The following is a 21,236-nucleotide window of genomic DNA, read 5'->3' as shown; positions in this document are numbered from 1 at the left end:
CTATTCAGTTTAAATGTATAGTCCGATTGTATATCGTCGAACTGAATAAGTCAATACATATAAAGATAAATTCTGAAATCGGACTATCGAGAGATTGGAAAAGGAAGCAACTAAAATTGAACCTATTTAGAAATATTGTCTGAAAAGAAGTTGCAGTACTGTCAAAGTTCATATTAATTTACTCTTCTATATTCATAAAGAATATCTTATCATGGGAGTAGAGTATTAAAAATTTTATGTTATTTAAAAAAACATAAAGGAGAATTGAAATTTGGATTCATATTTCTACATTATTTTATTTTCAACCATTTCAGCAATGTCCAGAGGATTAATAAGTGTGATTGATAGGTATCAAATAGGGTATAAAAAACAATCTGTGTTAAAAGTTAATTTTTCAAACAATTTATATACGCTATTATTCATAATAATTTCGTTCTTTTATATAAATGTTAATGATCTGTTTACTATGATTCTTAATTATAAAATAATCATTTACAGCATCTTAGTACAAATTGTTGCAGTAGGATACTCAAAACTATTTAAACGCTTATCCATTTTTGAATCGGCGATCGTATCAAAAACAGCTGTTTTTTTTATTCCTTTAGCCTTATTTTTTACGACAGGAAGAATAAATTTTGGTAATTATTTCATTTCTATCTTAACAACTATCATAATTATTATTTGGGTAAAGAAAAAAAGTGATTTAAAAACATTATTACATGGAGTAATTATTATTGTTCCACCGTTAGTTATACAAGCTTGCTTATTTCCTCTTTTGGTTGGAGACTATAAAAAATATTGATTCACTGATTTTATTTACAGTAAGTACTTTAATATTAAGATTTTTTGTATCTTTTATAAGTTTGATTCCAACCTTAAATCAAACTGATTGGAAAAGACACAATAAAAACTCTTTCGATAATCTTTATTTTTTAGAGCAATTTTAACGTGTATTGCACAAATAACATTTGTTTTTGTGACATCTTCTAATATTTCTTCAATTGCTTGGATCTTCTTGAATATTACATCGCTTTATGGAGTAATGTTTTCAAATTTGATTTTGAAAGAGAGTAAGAATAAGAACGAGATTTATATAATCATTGTTGTGAGTACTATAACAATTTTATCGCAATTATTAATTCATGGATGATTTACACGAAGAATTTAAAAAAGCGATTTTTGTAAAAACTATCTGCACTAAAAAAAAGGCTTATATAGTTGCAAAATAAATTGGCTGGATCTAAATTTTTAGACACTACTGCTCGATTTCGTGTCATAATTAGCCATAATGCAAATAACGGTAATTGATGTTGAGTTTAAAAACTTTCTACTAGGAAAACAAATTAAAGAATGATCTACCTTTTAGAGTGATTATTGAGTTAGTTTATTCTTAAAATTTAAAAGAGCAAAAACATAATTAGATTGAGGAGGTTTAATCATGAATCAAATGAATTTTATAGGTGTTAAAGTAGCACTCATTAATAAAGGGAAAGTATTAACTATTTTAAGAGATAATCTCCCAAACATTCCTTATCCTAATATGTGGGATTTAGCTGGTGGTGGAAGAGAAAATGAAGAAACACCATATGAAACTATGAGAAGAGAGGTTAAAGAAGAATTAGCTATTGATATTTCTGAATCAAATATTGTATGGACCAAATACCATGAAAGCATCACAAATGCAGGAGAAAAATCAGTTTTTATGGTTGCTAATATATGTGATAGTCAAATCGAGAATATAAAATTTGGAGAAGAGGGACAAAAGTATGAAATGCTAGCTTTTGAAGATTTTATTGATAATGAAGATGTAATCGAACAATTAAAAAAACGTTTCTTAGAATATCTTAATAAGTAATTTAAAACTAACCAATCTCAGTTTGTTAAGTAACAAACTCTTCTAAAACAATGAAGAGTTTGAATCTACAACCATTGATATTGCGTAATATTTTTCACCCGAATCTAGTGTCAAAGTTATGAAAAGAGCAAATAGTAAAGATGAAAACTGGGTTCAAACCTTCTACTAAGGAAACGAAATGTCGAGTTAAGTGCTTTTTAGAGCAACAGATGATTATTTTCCTCTAAAAATAATACTAGGAAAAAGTACAAATTTAAATTTATGTGGGGGATAAATATGAAATATACACCAGAAAATTTTAAACTAAAAGATGGCAGAATCTGCAAAATTCGAGAGATTCAAGTAAAAGACGCTGCAGAAACTGCTGAATATTTGAAAACCATTATGGGAGAATCTGACTTTTTGAATTCCTATCCAGAAGAAATAACCATAACTGTTGAAGAGGAAGCAAAAATGATCAAAGGCTTTAATGAATCTGATAATACACTTATGATTGTTGTTGAAATGGATGGAAGACTGATTGCAAACGGCACAATAACAAGACTAAGAAAACAGAAAATGCGCCATCGAGGAAATGTTGCCCTTGCTGTGCTAAAAGAATTCTGGAACTTAGGAATAGGGAAGAAGTTACTTCAAGTTCTCGAAGACTATGCTAAAGAATGGGGCCTTTCCCAACTTGAGCTTGACTATTTCTCAGGTAATGAAAGAGGCAGGGTTCTTTATGAGAAATGCGGATTCATCCAAGTGGGAGAAACTCCTAATGCCTACATTTTGAAAGATGGAACCCGATACAACAATATAAAAATGGTAAAAAGTATTTAGAAAAGTTTTAGTTCTACAAATCCCAGTTTATTGGATTAACAGTCCACCTGAATATCTAGAAAACTTAGTATATATAAGTGTTGATATTACTTTATGATTTCACAGGTGAGTTTTGTGTCATAATTATGACAACGGTACATAGTAGCGATGGTGACTGGGTTCTAGGCTTCTACTGGAGAAATGAAACATAGCAAAATATGTGGAGGTTAACTAATGAACAAAACAGCAGTGCTTATATATGATCAATTTTGTTATTTTGAAATAAGTGTGGCATTAGAAACTTTGGCCTTAAATGGTAGAAGGATTGATGTATTTGCAAAAACTAAAGATATAGTTAAATGTGAAGAAGGTCTAAAAGTTCTCCCAGATCAAACAATTTATGATTTAAACATAGAGAGATATGATAGTCTCTTATTACCCGGTGCGGTTGATATACGTTCAGCAGTTGAAGATCATGAAATAATTGAATTTATTAAAAAGTTTGAAGGTAAAATAATAGGTGCCATTTCTATTGCTCCTATTTTGCTGGTAAGAGCCGGCATATTAAATGGCAAGGCTTTTATGATAGGAACAGATAAAGAAGGTTTGCTACAGGAGGGATACAGTGAGGCTGATCTTAAATATATGAAGGATTGGAATAATTGTATAACAAAACCTATTGAAGAAGGTTATATTCTAAATGATAATATAGTCACGTCTGTTTCTTTTGAATTTATAAGATTTGGAATTCAGTTTTGTAATATGTTGGGAATTGAAATGTCTCCAAAAAGTTTTGGATTGTAAGATATTAACCACATGTTTTATTTAGCTTTAATAAAAGCTATAAGATTTATCATCTAGGTCTCATTTCATAATTATGATAATGGTAGATAGTAACGGTGAACACTAGCTTTTAAGCGCTCTATTAAGAAATTTAATATGGATTGATGTGCTTTTTAGAATACTACTTTGAAAATGTATGTATATAGGTTTGATTAAAATTTAATATTAGAAATTGTTTTTAACATTGGCAATAACGTAAGAATTAGGACATTGGGAAATAGATAAAGTAATAGGTAAAAAGGAAGCAGATAATCCTGTTCTCTTAACTTCAGTTATAAGAAGGGGTAGGTTTGAATGGATGATTAAGATAGACGGGAAAACAGCAGAAGGAGAATTTTTAAAATAGGAGAAAAAGAAAGTAGAATATATATGAGATTTAGTAAATATGATACTCAAGAGACAAAGATTAAAAAAATTGAAAAAGATATAGAGAGAGCTAAGTTTAATTGCCTTACTTTAAATGAGTTAATTGAATTGTTAAAAATAAGTTCTTTTTCTATTTTCAATCATTGTGAAAATATTTTAAATAGAATTGGAGACTATATTTATTTAAAAAAATACACTGATATCCAAATAGAGTATTTAATTTCTTTAGTTGAACGAACGATTAAAGAAGGGGAAGAAATTCCATCTAAATATAGGTATAAAAGTGATAGCTTACTTAAAAAATTACTTAGAATATTGCCAAGTGAAATCTCTTATAAATATGCAATGTCTTGTTTTAAGCATAGAAGAAAAGCTAGAAGAGAAGTAGGGTTTAATTATTTTAAAAGAAATTCTCAGTGCAAAGAAAGTATTAACAAATTATTAGAATTGTATAGAGAGACCTTTGATAAAAGAATTTTGGAGCTTATTGCTAGAAATTATAAAGTAGGTTTTCTAGAACCAAAGGATTTGAATTTTGTTTTATCTGAAATTGAAGAAGGATATTGGAGAACTCGTATAATTGAAGTTTTAATTGAAGGTGTATTAGAAGAAAATACAATAAAAATAATAAACCAATACCCTTATGACTCTACATATGCAATGGGAAGACTTGAAGATGATTCAATACTGCCAATAATAATAGATAGTTTTGAAAGTTTTGCTAGTGATTTAGAATCAATAGGGTTAGTTTTTTGGGCATTGGGTAAGGTTGGGGCTAAAGATGAAATAAATAAATTAGCCAAGATGTTTTATCAATGCTATCCGGTGGAAGAAATTAGAAAATAATAAACTATATGTACAATTAGGCTTAGTTTTAGCTACATAGTGTAGAATATCTTGTGTAAACCTAAATTGTTCATTGAATATAAAAAGCCCCGGGTTTCGTGTCATAATTATGACAACGGCAGATAGTAACGATGAACACTGGCTTTCAAGCCACGTACTATAGATACAAAATAAGGATTGGTGTATTTTTTAGACCAATTATGGCTCACGATTGTTCTAAAAGGCGTATTGGAATAGATATAATTTGTTAATTATTAAAAAGGAGGAAGAATTGGAAGGTAAAGAAGAATTAGAGTTTCCATTAAATGTTTTTGTTGATACACAAATATTTGAAAGTCAAAGTTTTGATATAAGTGATAAAAGTAGATTAGGATTGCTAAAAAAACAAGTTAAAAAGGGTGCTATCAATTTTCTTACAAGTGAGATAATTGTTGGAGAGGCAAATAAGCACATAAAAGAAAATGTTGAAAAAAAACAATGAAATAAACCAAAACTTTAATAGCAGAGAAATAGCTATTCTTAGAAACAGTAAGTATGCTGATAGTTTTAATAAATTGGATACTGAAGAGGTAGTTCAAGAAGCGCTAAATCAATTTCATAATTATTTAAATGAGGCAGAAGTAACATATTTAGATTTAGATAGTATTGAATTAAAAACTATACTAAATGATTATTTTAATAACAGAAAGCCATTCGGAACAGGTAAGAAGAAGCACGAGTTTCCTGATGCTTTTAATATTTCAATGTTAAAGAGTTTAAGAAAAAAAGAATATCAACCCATATATGTAATAAGTGGAGATAAAGATTTTGAGGACATAAAAGGAATTTATCTTTATAAAAGTATAGATGAATTATTGAATCTTATTAATACGGATAAACTTATCGCTCAACAAGCTTTAAAGTACATCAATAGTATTAATTATAGGTTTGCTGAGGAAATTAAAGAACAATTTTTGATAATTCACAAAACATCGAAATTGACGGGTTTGATTATGATCGTAAAGGCATTATCGGTGGATATGAATATGATGAAACTGAGCTTCAAAATGTTAAGCTATGTAGTTATAGATTATAACTCTGAAGAGCATGAAATAGTAGTTGCTTTAAAGTGTTTAGTAGAAATTGTAATTAACTGTACATTTTTTGATTTAGAGAACTCTATTTGGGATTCTGATGATAAAGAATACGCTACAATGGAATATGGTTTAATAAAAGAAAATCACAATAAAAAAATTGAGATAGTTGCACGTATACACTATGAGTATGAAAATGAAGACGAAGATTCTTATCCAGAATTTGAAGTAGATAGCATTGAAGTAGATAGCATTGAAGTAGATACAGCACAAAAACTTACGCAGAGAACGTTAAATAGTAAAGGTAGACAAATCATTAATTATCCAGATCTTATTTGGGAAAATTATTGTCCAGATTGTGGATGTGGACTAACATGGGAAAATGATGGTGGAAACGATTTTTGTGATAAGTGCGCTCCTAATCATTAACAATTCACCTAAAACAAAGGAAATATACAGAAAACACCTGGGTTTAATAATAAAAGCTCTAGTAATGTGTTAGGAATAAACTACATCCACTTTTGTATTCGCTGAAATTGCTCATGATTTTACACCCGGTAGTGGTAACTTTCTAACAGAAACTTATATTACTTTTCGTAGACTAGAAAATCAAATTCTAAAGACCCCTAAGGAAACCAGATTGTAAGGGAGAAAATGCACAACCTTATTTAGGTTTTCATTAGTCAGTTTTATGGAATTGAAATTATTGATTTTGCTGTTTCAATAATAAAAGCTTTTTAATGTAGAGAGTTTTGTCAAATTTATTTTATACGAAAATAAAAATATCTTCTTAGTATGAGAAAATAGTATTAAAAAAACACATGATAACAGGAGAATGATTGAATGGCTTCTTACCTACTGTAAACTTTATGTAAAATTGAACAAGCAAGTTGCTCTACTTTACTTAGTTCGTTATAATTGAGCTATCAAATATTTGGAGGTAACATCTGTGAAGAAAAAGTTTAGTCTATTAATGGTCCTATTTCTACTGGCAAGTGTTTTTTTGAATGTATTTACTGTAAATGCCCAAGAAGAAGCAGTTGAAATTGAGACGTTAAAAGTTGCTTTTGTTCCATCCCGTGATCCCGAAGAAATTATTACAACAACAGAACCTTTGAAACAGCTCTTGATTGATGAGTTAGCTAAAGAAGGATTTGATGTTAAGAATGTCGAAATTACTGTCGGAACATCTTATGAAGCAGTCGGAGAAGGTATGGCTGCAGGAACGATTGATGTTGGTTTAATTCCTGGCGGAACATATGTCTTGTTCGAAGACGATGTGGACGTCCTTCTTACATCGACCCGTCAAGGTTTATCGAAAGACTCTGAGAATCCAGCAGACTGGAATGACGGCCAAGCGACTGAATTAATTGAAGACCAAGTGTCTTACTACAAAGGCTTAATTATTGCAGGACCTTCTGAAAAAGGCCAAGAATTAGCTGAGAAAGTAAACAATGGCGAAGAATTAACATGGGAAGACTTAGACTCTGCTAAGTGGTCAGTTATGTCCTCCTCTTCTTCATCAGGCTACATTTATCCTTCCATTTGGTTAGGAAACCAATTTGACGGCAAACAAATTTCTGATTTATCTAATGTTGTTCAAGCAGATTCCTATCCTTCTTCGATTGCTCGTTTAGCATCCGAGCAAGTAGATGTGGTGGTTGGCTTTGCTGACTTACGTCGTGATAATGTAGAAGCATGGATGGAAGATATGGGACGCGAAGCGAGTATTTGGGAAGAAACAAATGTCATTGGAGTCACTCCAAATGTTTACAATGATACAGTTTCTGTAAGTAAGACTTCAGAAATAATGACAGACGAATTAAAAACAGCCCTTCAAAATGCTTTCATTAATATTGCTGAAACCGAAGAAGGTAAAGAAGTCATTGCCATCTACAGTCACGAAGGCTACAAACCAGCCAAAGCTGAAGATTATGAAACAGAACGCGAAGCACAAAAGATTTTACGCGAACAAGGGGAATAATAAATACAGGCCAATCGATTAAAGTAAAACACCCACTGGATGGTGGGTGTTTCTTTAGTTGAAAGAGGAAAAAGGAGAACGCAATGATCAAATTTGAACATGTCTATAAGAGATATCCGAAAGGTGTATTGGCATTACAAGATATTAATTTGGAGATTGATCAAGGAGAATTTGTTGGAATTATCGGTTTATCGGGTGCAGGAAAATCGACACTCATTCGAACCATTAATAAAATGCATTCTATTTCAGAAGGAAAATTAACGGTTGACGGGGTGGATGTCAATGGTTTGAAAGGTAAGAGCTTGCGTCAGTTTCGCCGTAAAATAGGGATGATCTTTCAGTCTTTTAACTTAGTGACTCGTGCAAAGGTCATCACCAATGTCTTATCGGCTTTTGTCCCTGATTTACCTTTTTGGCGCGTCTTAATCGGCTATTACAAGAAGGAAGAAGAATTAAAAGCCCTGGAAGCTTTAGACCGGGTAGGAATTCTAGATAAGGCCTATACGCGAGTCGACCACCTATCGGGTGGCCAACAACAGCGGGTGGCTCTGGCTAGGACTTTGGCGCAAGATCCACGGATTATTCTAGCCGATGAGCCTGTTGCTTCTTTGGACCCGGTCACTGCTGCTGTAGTGATGCGAGATTTCCAGAATATCAATCAAACAGACAACATCACCGTCATCATTAATATTCATCATGTGGAATTGGCGCTTGAATATTGTGATCGGATTATTGGCATTCGCGAAGGAGCTATTGTTTATGATGGGCCTTCAAATGAAGTCACCCAAGAAGTCCTAAACCATATTTATAAGGGACAAACCATAGAAGAGGAACGTGGGTCCTATGAATAATCCATTACTTTCATTTATGCGCTCAAAAGAATTAGTCCTTTCAAATGGCAAGAAGGTGTATAAGAAACGTTCTTATACCCTGTTGGTTGTTTTATTGATTGCGTTATTGATTTACTGGTCAGCCAAAATGACTGGCTTTGATCTACAAGTCTTAATCAAGCGTGGTGAGGAATTCTTCGTTATTTTAAAACGGATGGTACCACCCAATACGGCTTATTTTAATGAGGTAATCCCTCCGCTGCTCGATACGATTAAAATGTCTGTACTGGGGACCTTTATTGGTGCGCTTTTAGCGATACCTTATGCCATGTGGTCTGCCACTAACTTAACCAGAAATCACTGGATAACTAGTCTTTTAAAACTATTGTTGAGTCTAATCAGAACTTTACCAACCTTAGTGACCGCTCTGATTTTGACTTATATTTTTGGCTTGGGGACTTTTGCAGGGACCTTGGCAATTGCTTTATTCACCTTTTCTTTCATAGCTAAACAACTTTATGAAGCAATAGAGACAGCGGATATGTCGCCCTATGAAGCCATGGAAGCTTTAGGAGCGAATAAAATGTATAGTTTTCTCGGAGCGATTAAGCCTCAGGTGCTTCCAACTTATCTGTCAGTAGCCTTGTATACTTTCGAAGGAAATGTTCGCCACGCTGCTATTTTGGGTTATGTTGGTGCGGGAGGAATCGGTATTATTCTTGATGAGAACTTAGGGTGGCGAGAATATCAGAATGTCGGAATGATCCTGCTTTGTCTGTTCTTAACGGTAGTGGTGATTGAAAGTGTCAGTCGCTATCTAAGAACAAAGTTAACATAGGAGGTAGTCATGGTAGATAAAATCAATCAAATGTATGAAACTAAAGACACTCAGCGTTGGCAAGCACTTGCTTGGACGATGTTAGTAGTTGGGCTAGTCATCTGGTCTGCTTCAACCATTAATGAAGTTGGCATTGCTAAGCGGGGCATTACTTTTGCTCTAAGTATCATCCAAGGAATTGTTAACCCAGACAGAGAACTGCTTTTTAATCTTACGAAACAGTCGGTTCCTTATTTATTATTGGAGACGATGGCGATTGCCTTTTTAGGGACTCTGGTCGGAGCAGTTTTCTCCTTTCCTCTTTCCTTTTTAGCATCGAGTAAAGTAGTTCCGGTTCCTGTTGTAGTGATGACCCGTTTTTTGGTGATGGCTATTCGAACCATTCCAGCCTTTGTCTATGGTCTAATGTTTATTCGGGTGACGGGTCCAGGACCTTTTGCAGGCGTTATGACGATCTCAGTGACTTCCATTGGTATGTTAACCAAGTTATTTAGTGAAGCCATTGACGATATGGATAAATCCATTTTAGAAGCGCTCGATGCAGCTGGCTGCAATACTTTCGAGAAGATTCGTTGTGGGATTATTCCTCAATTATGGTCTAGTTTACTATCAACAATTATTTTCCGCTTCGATATGAATTTAAGGGATGCTTCTATTTTAGGTCTGGTAGGAGGGGGAGGAATTGGTGCACCCCTTAAATTTGCCATGTCCTCCAACCGTTGGTCGCAAGTAGGAGCCATTCTAGTAGGACTGGTTGTGCTCATTCTAGTGGTCGAATTTTCTTCTTCGTCTATTCGTAAACAATTGACAAATGGTTAGTAGAAGATAAAACACAGACTTACTAATGTAATGAGCTTAGTATTGGACTGAAACTGAATAATAGTACAAAACTTTAGAACACTCCCATTGGATTCAAGGAAAATGAATTTGATGGGAGTGTTTTTGTATGAAAAGAGTCTTCAATTCAGATGAAGCGAAACTTATGTAAATATTCCGTTTAAAATCATAGGTTTTAATTATATAATTAGGCCAAACTAGGGTTTTGTGAGGGTGAAAATGAAGAACTCACTATTAACAAAATAATTTGTATAGGATTAGTGTGCGGAAATTCAATTTAAATAAAAATTTAATATTTAATGTAATAAATTAAAGGTATATTTAAATTGAATTTTATAGGAGGGAAAATATGTTGACAGGTGAATTAAAGAATAAAGTAGATAGAATATGGGAAACATTTTGGACGGGTGGAGTTACTAATCCGTTAACTGTAATCGAGCAATTTACATATCTCATCTTTATAAAAACATTAGATGATAAACAATTACAAAGTGAAGCAGAAGCGAATATATTAGGTCTTGAACCAAAAATTATATTTAAAGGGAATAGTAAAAAATACAAAAACAGCTTTGATTATGAAGACTTGAGATGGCACAATTTCAAAGAGTTTGAAGCAGAAAAAATGCATAAAACGATTGTTGAAGGAGTATTTCCATTTATAAAAGACTTGAATAGCAATGAAGGATCCTCCTTTTCTAAATTTATGACAGATGCAATGTTTCAAATTCCTACAGCTCAAATGTTAGAGAAAATTGTAACAGCAATAAATAGTTTAGTTTTAGAAGGAGATTTAAAGGGAGATCTTTATGAGTACTTGCTATCTAAACTATTTACATCAGGTACAAACGGCCAGTTTAGGACACCTAGACATATTATAAAGATGATGGTCGAACTGGTAAAGCCAACCCCATCAGACATCATAATAGATCCAGCCTGTGGGTCTCGTGTCATAATTATGATAACGGCAAATAATAACGATGAATACGGGGTTTCCAGACCCTCGAATAGAAATAGAATAGTAAACTGGGGGAGTAATGGACTATAAATTAATAGTGGAGAGCATTAAAGATGAAGGCAAGCTACTCCATGACATATGTGATTATATCCAAATAGACAATAAAACAATCGCCTTTGGTAACGATACAAGTCCCTCAAAAACTGATATTAGAATTAATTTTTATGTCAATAAGGATTGGGTCATTAAAATTAATTCAAAAAATGAATTAACTCAAAATGACTTTATTGAAATGATTAAAGTGATTGATAACTATAACAATAGTGGCATTTATGTACCAAGTTACCTTCAATCTCCCGATGGAAATTACTTATATGAATTTAACTTGGAAAAAATAGAATTTGTTTCTTGGATTGAAGAATATGTTCCATACGAAATCTGTAACTTCAATGACTATTCAGACAATATAAAATTTGAAGTGTTAAAAAATACTGCCAAATATATGGCAAAAAATTCAAATAAAGATTTGATGAGTAGATGGAGTATGTGGTCAATCATTGAATTACCAGATTGAGAAGAAAAAATTGATGAGAAAGAACAAAATTATCATTTATTAAGAGAATGCTTATTGTCTATAAAACCAATCAAATTTAATTTCTACATTAGATGAGGTAAATCAGAACTATAGGAATGGAATAAAAGAAGCTCTGCCTCAATTAAGAAAGTGCTCCATACAAGGCGATCTTAATGCAACAAATATTTTAGTTAATAAGAATGAATTTGTGGGTCTAATTGATTTTAATATGTCTGGAACGGTAGTGAATAATAATAATATTCTTAACGAAACAAGATATGAATTATCTATGTATGATTTTGAGAATCTAACGGCGAAAGAAAGCTTCGAGAAAATGACCGACTATCGTAATGATTTGCTGAATCATGTTTTAAAATTTATGATTTAGATAATATCGAGCAGAGTGTTTGGGATGATTATCGAAGGATTGTAGATTTATTTTTATGGCCGAATGTTGGTCTATGGAATTATTTGATTAAAGAAGATATTCATGTTGATAAAGTTATGGATCTTATAACGTTAATAATCAAGAGTTAGTAAGAAATTTTAGGAGTTTACATCTGGGTTTCGTGTCATAATAATGACACAGGCAAATAGTCAAGTAAATACAAGGGTTTTAGAGCTTCTAACAAAGTTTAAAATCAAAAAAATGAGTTATTGATGTACTATGTAGCAGGGTTTTTCGATAATAAATATTCTAAACAGTACATCATTAGGGAGGTGAATAATTTGATTCATTATATGAACTTACATCCTGAACCTTTTTATAAAATAAAGTATAAGCAAAAAGATATTGAATTGCGATTATTAGATGAAAAAAGGCAAATGATACAAGTTGGAGATTTCATTAAGTTTACAAATACTGAGAATAGTGAATGTAAATTAAGTGCAGTCGTGGTTGCATTACATAAATTTCCATCATTTGATAAGTTGTATGAGTCATTATCTTTATTGCGATGTGGTTATACTATCGACAATATTAATCAAGCTTCATCAGCTGATATGGATGTATACTATCCAAAAGAAAAACAGCAAGAGTATGGTGTAGTTGGTATTGAGATAAGAATATTATAAATTTGAGTTTATAAGGTTAGCAATTCACCTGAATAGATATAAAATTTGTATTTATAAGTGTAGATATTACTATACGATTTAACAGCCGGGTCTTGTGTCATAATTATGACAACGGAAGATAATAACGATAAACACTAGATTTCAAACCCTCTACTAGAGAAACAAAATATGAAATGAAATACTATTAGATCAATAAATTAATTATTTTGCTCTAAAAAGCATGAAAAAAGATAAATTATAATTTACAGGAGTTTTGATAAATGATAGAAAAAGTTGAATTCACGAATATGTGTATGATATGTGATGGCAGTAAGGTTATTGTCATTGATAGAAAAAAGGAGGACTGGCCAGGAATTACTTTTCCAGGCGGTAAAGTAGAGTTAGGAGAATCTTTCTCTGATGCAGTAATTCGAGAGGTAAAAGAGGAAACAGGACTTGATATATATTCTCCACAGCTGTGTGGAATTAAGGATTGGTATGATAATCAATGTAGGTATGTAGTTTTTTTCTATAAAACAAGTAATTTTCAGGGTAATCTCCAGTCTTCCATTGAAGGTGAAGTTTGGTGGGAAGAGATAGATAATCTTCCGAATTTGAAGCTCTCATTAGATATGAATGATATGATTCGGGTTTTCACTGAAGAAGTATTAAGCGAATTTTTCTACTATAAAGTTGGAGATGATTGGAAGTATAGCTTGAAATAAAAATGATAAATACAAGCTTGTAGTATTAGCAATCCATCCTAACAGGTAAAAATTTTATATCTACAAGTGTTGATATTACTATACGATTTTACACCCAGGTCTCGTGTCATCATTATGTCGACGGCAAATCTTAACGATGGATACTGAGCTTTAGAGCTTTCATCAAAGAAATAAAAGTTGAATCAGAATACACATATTTCCCAAAATTGAAATAAAATTGATTTTGGGAAATAATATAAAATAAGCTTAGGAAGGTGAGCTTATGAAAATAATTAAAAAAATATTTGGATAGACTTATTAGTTTAAAAGATACTCCAGATATAAAAATTTTTACGGGTATACGTCGTTCTGGGAAATCAGAACTGCTTAAATCCTATATAGATTATGTAAAAAAGTAGAGCCAAAAGCAAACATAGTTTTTCTATATTTGCAAGTTTTAAGCAATGAGCCTTACTTAGATTATAGAGAAATGAATATGTTTGTTGATAGCCAATATATTCCAGATGAAAAGAATTATTTATTGATGAAGTCCAATTATGTGAAAATTTCAAGAAAACGATAAATAGTCTACATTCAAAAAAACAATATGATATCTATTTGACAGCGTCAAATGCTTTTTTGTTGAGTAGTGACTTGGCAACTTTATTCACAGGTAGAACAATAGAAATAGAGGTTTTTCCATTTTTCTTTATAGAGTTTTACGAGTATTTTGATTTTAAAGATGTTACAGATGCTTTTGAAGCATATGTCGACATAGGTGGGATGTCAGGCTCATATGTATACGAAGATAATCTTGATAGGAAAGCATATTTAAAGAACGTATATGAAACAATTTTGTTAAGAGATTTAGTCGATAGACATGGTATTCGAGATGTAATGCAATTGGAGACAATTGGTAAATTTATGTTTTCAAACATCTCAAACTTAACCTCATTCAGAAAGATTGCAGATACACTTACAAGTAATAAACAAAATATAAATCACAAGACTGTAGGAGAATATATTTCTCATTTAGTAGATGCCTTTTTATTCTATAGAGTAGACCGATATGATGTCCAAGGAAAAGCATATTTATCGACTATTAAAAAATACTACTTAGTTGATCATGGATTTAGAACGGCCATTCTTGGAAGAAAAAACATGGATTACGGACACGTTTATGAAAAAATTATAGCTATTTAACTACTAAGACGAGGTTATGAAGTTTACGTTGGCAAACTATATAAAAAGGAGATAGATTTTGTTTACTATTCAGTTTGCCTATTTAGAAAAAAGATCAATGAATAGACCTGTTGGAAGAGTCATTGGAACTGCGGAAAAACTAGAAACTAAAGGATCAATAGATCAAGTTAGGAAGAATGCAAATTTGATAGATAAGATCCAAATAAAAGAATTCTGGGAAGATGTAGATATACTCGACCATGAATTGGTAAGGAAGGCATTAAGAGAACTCATCAAACTTTTGGATAGTAATACAGAAGTATATTACACTGATTTTAAAGATGAAGTGGTGGGTGTGAGAGAATCTAGCCCTATTTATGGTGTAAATGATTTAGGTAACTATAAAAGAAGAGTTGAACATTATTTAAAGGAATATAAAGATAATTTATATATTTATAAGTTAAGGAATAATGAGGAGCTAACAGAATCTGATATAAAATATTTTGAAAGGATTCTATGGGAAGAATTGGGGAGTAAAGAAGAATATGAAAATACTTTCGGAGAAGAACTTTTATTAGAATTAGTAGCTAGTATAACAGGAATGGAAAGAAGTGCAGCAGAGAAAGAATTTTCAAAATTTTTAGCAGATGAAAAACTTAATTCAAATCAAATTGATTTTGTAAACAATATTGTAAATTATATAGTTAAAAATGGTTCTATTGAGAAAAAATTTTACAAACACATCCCTTTAATAAAAATGGTGGGATTATTAATTTGCTCAAAGACCAGATAGATGTAGTTAAAGATATTGTTTTAACTATAGATACAGTTAATAATAGACTCAGTGTTTAATGAAAAGATTGACAATAAAGTAAATAATAAGAAGGTTTTATACAGTACTTTTATACAATCAGTTATAACTCTTTGTAAAGACTCTTTTCATAACAAGTAATAGTCCTCTTAAATTCATTTTGCATGAACTTAAGAGTACTGTTTCTGTTTTTCTATTACTATTTAGAGTCAGTAAGAAATAAGAAAAGGTTTTTATTTAGAATTTCAAACTTTGTTTCGAGAAATATATCAAATAAATGTTAAGTAAATCTAGAGTAAATAATATTTAACTAATTATATACTACAAAAAAATGAATTTTGATTATATAATTAGGACAAACTTCATAGGGTATCCAAGAGAGCAAGTAATAAAATAAGTATAGAAAGAAAAAAATTTATTGGGAATGAGGTGCATTTCTAGACATGAAAGATACAGAGTTAAATGAAGCACTACTATTTACTGCAGATTACTTTATACGAAGTAATCATAATCAAGGAAAACCTGCTTTTTACATTCGATAAGAGTTTCTCAACTTGCTCTCAAAATGAATTATGAAAGAGAAATTGTTATTACTGCTGCATTGCATGATCTTATAGAGGATACAGATTGTACAATTTTAGATATTCAAAAGAAATGGGGATCATTTATTTCTAAAATAGTGGATTCATTGACAGTTAAGAATAGTGGAATTACTAAATTAGAAGCATTTTATGATTCTATAGAAAGATCAATTATAGTTGGAAAAGAATCGTTAATCGTCAGAGTTTTAGATGTAATCGATAATATGGATTATTTTGATCTTGCTGATGAAGAAGATAAAAAATATCTTCGAGAAAAGTATAGTTGTTTGTCTGAAGTCTGTAAAAGAGAAATACCAAAAGAATCATCCTTTCTATATTTTCAGGATAAGTTTCAAAGAATGTTTTTTAAACATTAGCAATAACTTTTAATGAAATATCAGTTATTAGTGATTTGACATTGAGAATACTATATAGCGTTTCTATAGCTGTATTAATAATTGGAATAATCAATAACAAAAATACCTCGTCGTGTCTAATATTATGAGACTTAGGAATCTATGACTGAAGAGTTCATGAAAGGTTAGTTCCTGTCGATAATGCAGAAACATTAGATCGATTTACAGGTTTGGCTGAGGTATTAAATGAAGAGGATTCAGATTATGAAACCAATCGCCTATCTGATATTAGAAAACAATTAATTGACCTCGCAAAAGAAACGATGGAATCTGAAAAAGAGCATGAGAATATTGGTTTATCAAGAGCAGAAATGGCCTTTTATAATGCTGTCGCTAATTCAGAGAACATCCAGGACTTCTATACTGATGAACAACTAATCAAGCTTACAAAAGAGTTGACCGAAACCATCTCTAATGAAATGACTCAAGATTGGGCAGTAAAAGAATCTGGAAGAGCAAACGTTAGAAGGACTATTAAGAGATTGCTTAAGAAATATAAATATCCTGGTAATTTTAAGGAGACTATACAGTTAGTCGTGAAGCAGGCGGAGCATTGGGATGTGATTAAGGACTCTAAAATTTCTTAGATATATATAAGTAAAAAGGAGGAAGTGTGTTTGAGTAAACTAGATAATTTAGCAATTGAAACACTAGCTGTAAACGCTGTAAAAGATACTTTATCTGTATCTCCTTTTATGTCTCCTTTTATATCTGATAATGATAAAGAACCATCTTGGGATGGCGATGTATATCTTTATAAAACTAGAGATAAAAAAATCAAATCTAATCTAAAAGGGAGAGTACCAGTTCAAGTTAAAGGGAAACATGTAGCTAATTTTTCAAATAGGAAAGTTAAATATCCTATACAAATTTCAGACTTACAGAACTATTTGAATGATGGTGGTATTATTTTTTTTCTTGTTCACATAGTAGATGCAACTAAAAAGAAAATTTATTATATAGAGTTGACACCTGTGAGAATAAAAAAGGTTTTAAACTTTGGGAAAAATACACACAGTTATTCCTTTGAAATGAAAGAATTTCCAAATAACGAAGCTAAAAAAGCCTCTATTTTTTTCAACTGCTTTGATCACTGCCAAAAACAAAAAAGTTTTGTACAATCAGAACCTTATTTTTTAAAAGATATAAAGAGCGTTAGTGGCTTTGATAGTATATCAATGAAAGTAACGGGGGTTGGTATATCAGACCCTATAGAAGCATTTCTATCTGGAGATGTATACATGTACTTAGAAGGAAAAGAGTTTAGTATACCTTTCCCAATAGAGGATATTCCAGAAAATCTGCGCATGTTTACCGAAAAAAGTGCTGAGGTTAAGGTGAAAGATAAATCTTTTTATCATAAGATAGGATTAGTGCGTGATATAAATAGCTCTACTATAAAAATAGGTAAAAGTTTGACTTTAGAATTCTCTGGGAAAAACAAAGTGACTTTTAATTATAGACATTCAGATAGTGTAAAAGCATTAAAAATTGATTTAGACTTTTTTATATCATTTTTTGAAAATAAGAGTTTTTATATTAACGATAATGAAGTTCCTTTTCCAAACAATGAAGCTTTCTCAGAAGGGTTTGATATTGAAGATAATAGAGAACTGTTGGATAATGCGAAGAAATGTGTTGAAGTTTTAGATTTTTTAAATTGTGAGGATGATTTGAACCTTTTTGAATTAAATCAAGAAGAACTTAGAAATATTAATATACTTTGGGATGCACTTATTGAAAATAAGTCTGTTGTAGGTTTGAAAGCAGATCTTCCAGCTGCAATGAAATTAAAAATCCAAAATTTGAATTTCATTTTAAATATGGAAAAGAGAACTGGATTTTTAGAAGATGAATATATTATATCGGATTTCTTTTCTAAAAAGACCGTGGAAGTTGTATATTATGACAATAACGAAAAAATATATTTAATGTCTCGCTTCGAAAGCTTAACAGAAGAAGACTTACTTCAAATAAGTAATTTTAGCACTAAATATATTTTGGAATCATTTAAAGAAATTGATAATAAAGATATATTTAACAGAGCAAATTTCTTTTTGCTAAAGTTAATAAATGCATATGATAAAAGTGATGGCAAAAGGGAAGACTTATTAATCTTAGCTGAAGATTTTGTAAATTGGTTAAAGAACAATAAAGAAAGAATTGGAGAAGAAGTTCTTTTACTTAATGAATTACAAATATATAAGAGAAAAAGAGATTTATCTATTTCAGAAGAACAAAGTCTATGGAGTATTATAGAAAGATTTAATGATGACCACAGAGTTAAAGCGGGAGCATATATACTATTAAACCAAAAGATTCCTGTTGAAAATTGTTTAAAAAAAATGACCCAAGAAGAGCTTGAAGAATTTCAAAAATATCCTATATACTACTTATACAACAAATGATTTTCAGGGAATATTTTATGTCAATTAGGTAAAAAATATATTTAATAAAAAGGTTTTTAGCTAATAAAAGCTAGTTATTTACAGAAAGAATATTGATTTTTCCGATGGACAGAACAATTCTAAACACGGTATTTAGCATCATTAATATTTGAACAGGCGATGAGAAAATAATAATAATATTAGAACATTTTAAGCCCCTAAGGCATTATCATCTGCCTTCAGGGGCTTAAAACATGTTTGGTAATGGACTGGTCGTATTCCTTCAAAGAGGGGAACGGAGATATATTCAAAATAACTTTCTGAAACTTCAATTTTATCTCAGTTTAAAACGTTTGGGTCCAAATAAATAGACGATCATTATACCTAAAACAAAATACTTTAAGGCATTAAGAATAAGAAGAGTGATGTCAATGATGGCTAATCGAATCTGAATTTTCTTTATAAAGACTGAACCAATTTGGTCATAGAAAATCTTATTAATATAGATAATTCCCTGATCATTGGAATAATCAGTCTTTCCTATTCGGATATCTTCGACTTTCACTTTTGCGGACTGGCTATCTATTTCTTCAACGAATTGTCGGGATTCAATTAAATTGCTTATATTCAAACAATTAAAACAAACTGCTCGAGATAAGAAGTTTTTAAAGTAAAAATAATGGTTAGAACGAGCATTAAAAGACCAGGGGCTAAAAAATTGATTGAGAAAAATAAGTCATAGCTAAACTCTAAATCTACCAAAGTACCGGCTAATGCGAAAAGAAAACCAACATCGCAAGTGAAAAAACACTATGAATGAGATAATCAAAGAAAAAATAGTTTAAACGATTTAAGAGAGAGGATTTAAGAATTCATACTTTATAAAAGTTCTTTTAATTCGCTGTGCAAAATAAAATTGAGTGCTAACGTAAAGATAACCTAGGAGATTATACATAATTAAACATTATTTGATTTTCCTCAAAGATTGAGGTTATAATAAGTGAGGTCTATGTATAGTGTTATACAGAATGGCTTGATAGCTAAGAGGTGAAGAAGATTGGATCAGAAAAATTTAAGTATCTATAATCAATTGAAGCGTCGCATCATTGAGTTTGAATATAAACCCGGAAAAATACTCAATGAAGTTGATCTAGCTGAAGAGTTTGGCGTAAGTCGTTCACCGATTCGATCAGCCTTGCAAGAGCTAGAGCGAGATGATCTCATTAATATTGTGCCAAGGTTTGGAGCACAAGTTGCTCCTATCGATTTTCGTAATATCAAGGGGCTATTTGATGTAACAAAGCAACTAGATCCCTATGCGACTCGTCAAGCCGTAAAACGGATCACCCCCTCACAATTAGCAGAGTTGAAGCAAATTATTAAAAATTTAGAATCTTATTCTACTACAGCAAGTTATCAAGAGGCTATCAACGAAGATGAACGATTCCATCAAATTATTTTTCAAGCTTGTGATAATCGATGGTTAAAAGAAACACTAGCTCATCTTCATTTACATACCGAAAGATTGTGGCATTATTGTAATGATTACTTTGATGATATGACTATCTTTACCAGAACCTTCCGTAAAATCGTGCAAGCGATTGAAGATCAAGATGAAGAGGCAGCCGAACAATATGCTTACGAACATATTGAAGACTTTCTTTCTAGAATTAAAGAATCTCTCTTTTAAGAGTGAATGAAATATAGTTAAAAACCTTAAGGTCTTAGTAAAAAGATCTTAAGGTTTTTTTATGTAAATTTTTATTTTAAATAAATCAAAATTTTTATCTAAATACAATTGACATTCATCTGAAAAACAGTTAGTATATCAGTGAGGTGATGAGATGGTTTCAACCCACAATTTATTATTGGATGTAAGCGTTAGCATTGTCTTCATTAAAAGTGAAAAGATAGAGGTGGTGATATGATTTTAACGAATAATATAACCGTCAATGAAAGCGGTAACACAATCTTGGTTGAAGGTGATCAATTAGCTGTTTTGAAAAAGGCACGTGACTTGATTCACAAAGGACATTATTTAATGGCATCTCCTTTGGCCGCCAGTGGTCGGATGCATTTTTCTCCCGTACGGTCGATCTTGATATCAGATAAACCAGAAGGAGATAACACTCAGTCTCTTTTGGCAATTGAAAATAGCATAGAACTTTTACAAAACTCTTTAGCTACCCATACAGTGGATTACAAGAATAAGGAGGATTACGAATTTATTGATTACGAGCTTTTAAAAGTAGCTCTTAAAGAGGTAAGTGAGTTGGGAGATCGTTTTAACAAATAGGAGG

General features: G+C 31.3%; 24 protein-coding genes. 23 read left to right on the top strand and 1 reads right to left on the bottom strand.

Going from position 1 to position 21,236, the window contains the following annotated elements:
* The first annotated feature begins 271 nt into the window (after positions 1-271).
* The 21 genes from ACQV18_RS07350 (at position 272) to ACQV18_RS07250 (ending at position 18,957) form a co-directional block, all read left to right on the top strand.
* Positions 272-802, top strand: a complete 531-nt coding sequence (locus ACQV18_RS07350; protein ID WP_428892852.1) for a hypothetical protein — start codon at positions 272-274, stop codon at positions 800-802.
* Between the two features lie 636 nt (positions 803-1,438).
* On the top strand, positions 1,439-1,855 hold the full coding sequence (locus ACQV18_RS07345; RefSeq protein WP_428875285.1) for an NUDIX domain-containing protein: 417 nt from the start codon (positions 1,439-1,441) through the stop codon (positions 1,853-1,855).
* A 276-nt stretch (positions 1,856-2,131) separates the two neighbouring features.
* Positions 2,132-2,677, top strand: a complete 546-nt coding sequence (locus tag ACQV18_RS07340) for an N-acetyltransferase family protein (protein ID WP_428892850.1) — start codon at positions 2,132-2,134, stop codon at positions 2,675-2,677.
* Between the two features lie 213 nt (positions 2,678-2,890).
* Positions 2,891-3,460, top strand: a complete 570-nt coding sequence (locus ACQV18_RS07335) for a DJ-1/PfpI family protein (RefSeq protein WP_428892848.1) — start codon at positions 2,891-2,893, stop codon at positions 3,458-3,460.
* A gap of 408 nt (positions 3,461-3,868) precedes the next feature.
* Positions 3,869-4,711 (top strand): hypothetical protein, encoded by an 843-nt coding sequence (locus tag ACQV18_RS07330; RefSeq protein WP_428892846.1) that lies wholly within the window; start codon positions 3,869-3,871, stop codon positions 4,709-4,711.
* A 271-nt stretch (positions 4,712-4,982) separates the two neighbouring features.
* Complete coding sequence (locus tag ACQV18_RS07325) at positions 4,983-5,192, top strand: PIN domain-containing protein (protein WP_428875281.1); 210 nt, start codon at positions 4,983-4,985, stop codon at positions 5,190-5,192.
* A complete protein-coding gene (locus tag ACQV18_RS07320) occupies positions 5,176-6,213 on the top strand; it encodes a PIN domain-containing protein (RefSeq protein WP_428892845.1) in 1,038 nt (345 codons plus the stop codon). The genes ACQV18_RS07325 and ACQV18_RS07320 overlap by 17 nt, the downstream gene beginning before the upstream one ends.
* Positions 6,214-6,733: 520 nt before the next feature.
* On the top strand, positions 6,734-7,768 hold the full coding sequence (locus tag ACQV18_RS07315; protein WP_428892843.1) for a phosphate/phosphite/phosphonate ABC transporter substrate-binding protein: 1,035 nt from the start codon (positions 6,734-6,736) through the stop codon (positions 7,766-7,768).
* An 83-nt stretch (positions 7,769-7,851) separates the two neighbouring features.
* Complete coding sequence (gene phnC / locus ACQV18_RS07310; RefSeq protein ID WP_428892841.1) at positions 7,852-8,619, top strand: phosphonate ABC transporter ATP-binding protein; 768 nt, start codon at positions 7,852-7,854, stop codon at positions 8,617-8,619.
* Positions 8,612-9,436 (top strand): phosphonate ABC transporter, permease protein PhnE, encoded by an 825-nt coding sequence (phnE, locus tag ACQV18_RS07305; protein WP_428892840.1) that lies wholly within the window; start codon positions 8,612-8,614, stop codon positions 9,434-9,436. The genes phnC and phnE (ACQV18_RS07305) overlap by 8 nt, the downstream gene beginning before the upstream one ends.
* A gap of 9 nt (positions 9,437-9,445) precedes the next feature.
* A complete protein-coding gene (phnE, locus tag ACQV18_RS07300) occupies positions 9,446-10,255 on the top strand; it encodes a phosphonate ABC transporter, permease protein PhnE (protein WP_428892838.1) in 810 nt (269 codons plus the stop codon).
* Positions 10,256-10,622: 367 nt separating this feature from the next.
* On the top strand, positions 10,623-11,318 hold the full coding sequence (locus tag ACQV18_RS07295) for a type I restriction-modification system subunit M N-terminal domain-containing protein (protein WP_428892837.1): 696 nt from the start codon (positions 10,623-10,625) through the stop codon (positions 11,316-11,318).
* On the top strand, positions 11,308-11,802 hold the full coding sequence (locus ACQV18_RS07290; protein ID WP_428892836.1) for a hypothetical protein: 495 nt from the start codon (positions 11,308-11,310) through the stop codon (positions 11,800-11,802). Before ACQV18_RS07295 ends, ACQV18_RS07290 begins: the two co-directional genes overlap by 11 nt.
* 208 nt (positions 11,803-12,010) lie before the next feature.
* Entirely contained in the window at positions 12,011-12,190 is a 180-nt protein-coding gene (locus tag ACQV18_RS07285; RefSeq protein ID WP_428892835.1) for a hypothetical protein, read from the top strand.
* Between the two features lie 272 nt (positions 12,191-12,462).
* A complete protein-coding gene (locus tag ACQV18_RS07280) occupies positions 12,463-12,876 on the top strand; it encodes an ASCH domain-containing protein (RefSeq protein ID WP_428892833.1) in 414 nt (137 codons plus the stop codon).
* Positions 12,877-13,136: 260 nt separating this feature from the next.
* Entirely contained in the window at positions 13,137-13,580 is a 444-nt protein-coding gene (locus ACQV18_RS07275; protein WP_428892832.1) for an 8-oxo-dGTP diphosphatase, read from the top strand.
* A 519-nt stretch (positions 13,581-14,099) separates the two neighbouring features.
* Entirely contained in the window at positions 14,100-14,762 is a 663-nt protein-coding gene (locus ACQV18_RS07270) for an ATP-binding protein (RefSeq protein WP_428892865.1), read from the top strand.
* Positions 14,763-14,820: 58 nt separating this feature from the next.
* On the top strand, positions 14,821-15,534 hold the full coding sequence (locus tag ACQV18_RS07265; protein WP_428892830.1) for a type I restriction-modification enzyme R subunit C-terminal domain-containing protein: 714 nt from the start codon (positions 14,821-14,823) through the stop codon (positions 15,532-15,534).
* Between the two features lie 583 nt (positions 15,535-16,117).
* Positions 16,118-16,510 (top strand): hypothetical protein, encoded by a 393-nt coding sequence (locus tag ACQV18_RS07260; protein WP_428892829.1) that lies wholly within the window; start codon positions 16,118-16,120, stop codon positions 16,508-16,510.
* A gap of 209 nt (positions 16,511-16,719) precedes the next feature.
* A complete protein-coding gene (locus ACQV18_RS07255) occupies positions 16,720-17,136 on the top strand; it encodes a type I restriction enzyme endonuclease domain-containing protein (protein WP_428892828.1) in 417 nt (138 codons plus the stop codon).
* A gap of 30 nt (positions 17,137-17,166) precedes the next feature.
* A complete protein-coding gene (locus ACQV18_RS07250; protein WP_428892827.1) occupies positions 17,167-18,957 on the top strand; it encodes a hypothetical protein in 1,791 nt (596 codons plus the stop codon).
* 313 nt (positions 18,958-19,270) lie between these two features.
* Here ACQV18_RS07250 and ACQV18_RS07245 read toward each other — a convergent pair whose 3' ends face one another.
* A complete protein-coding gene (locus ACQV18_RS07245) occupies positions 19,271-19,567 on the bottom strand; it encodes a hypothetical protein (RefSeq protein ID WP_428875273.1) in 297 nt (98 codons plus the stop codon).
* 426 nt (positions 19,568-19,993) lie between these two features.
* Between ACQV18_RS07245 and ACQV18_RS07240 the strand changes: the two genes are divergently transcribed.
* Positions 19,994-20,626 (top strand): GntR family transcriptional regulator, encoded by a 633-nt coding sequence (locus tag ACQV18_RS07240; protein WP_428874098.1) that lies wholly within the window; start codon positions 19,994-19,996, stop codon positions 20,624-20,626.
* Between the two features lie 234 nt (positions 20,627-20,860).
* Positions 20,861-21,232: a GrdX family protein gene (locus ACQV18_RS07235; protein ID WP_428892826.1), complete on the top strand. Its 372-nt coding sequence runs from the start codon at positions 20,861-20,863 to the stop codon at positions 21,230-21,232.
* Positions 21,233-21,236: the final 4 nt, after the last annotated feature.

It is taken from the genome of Facklamia sp. P9177, assembly GCF_050409585.1.
Lineage (GTDB): Bacteria > Bacillota > Bacilli > Lactobacillales > Aerococcaceae > Facklamia.
Note: the sequence above shows the minus strand (reverse complement) of the source record. Positions and strands in the feature narration are given on the sequence as shown.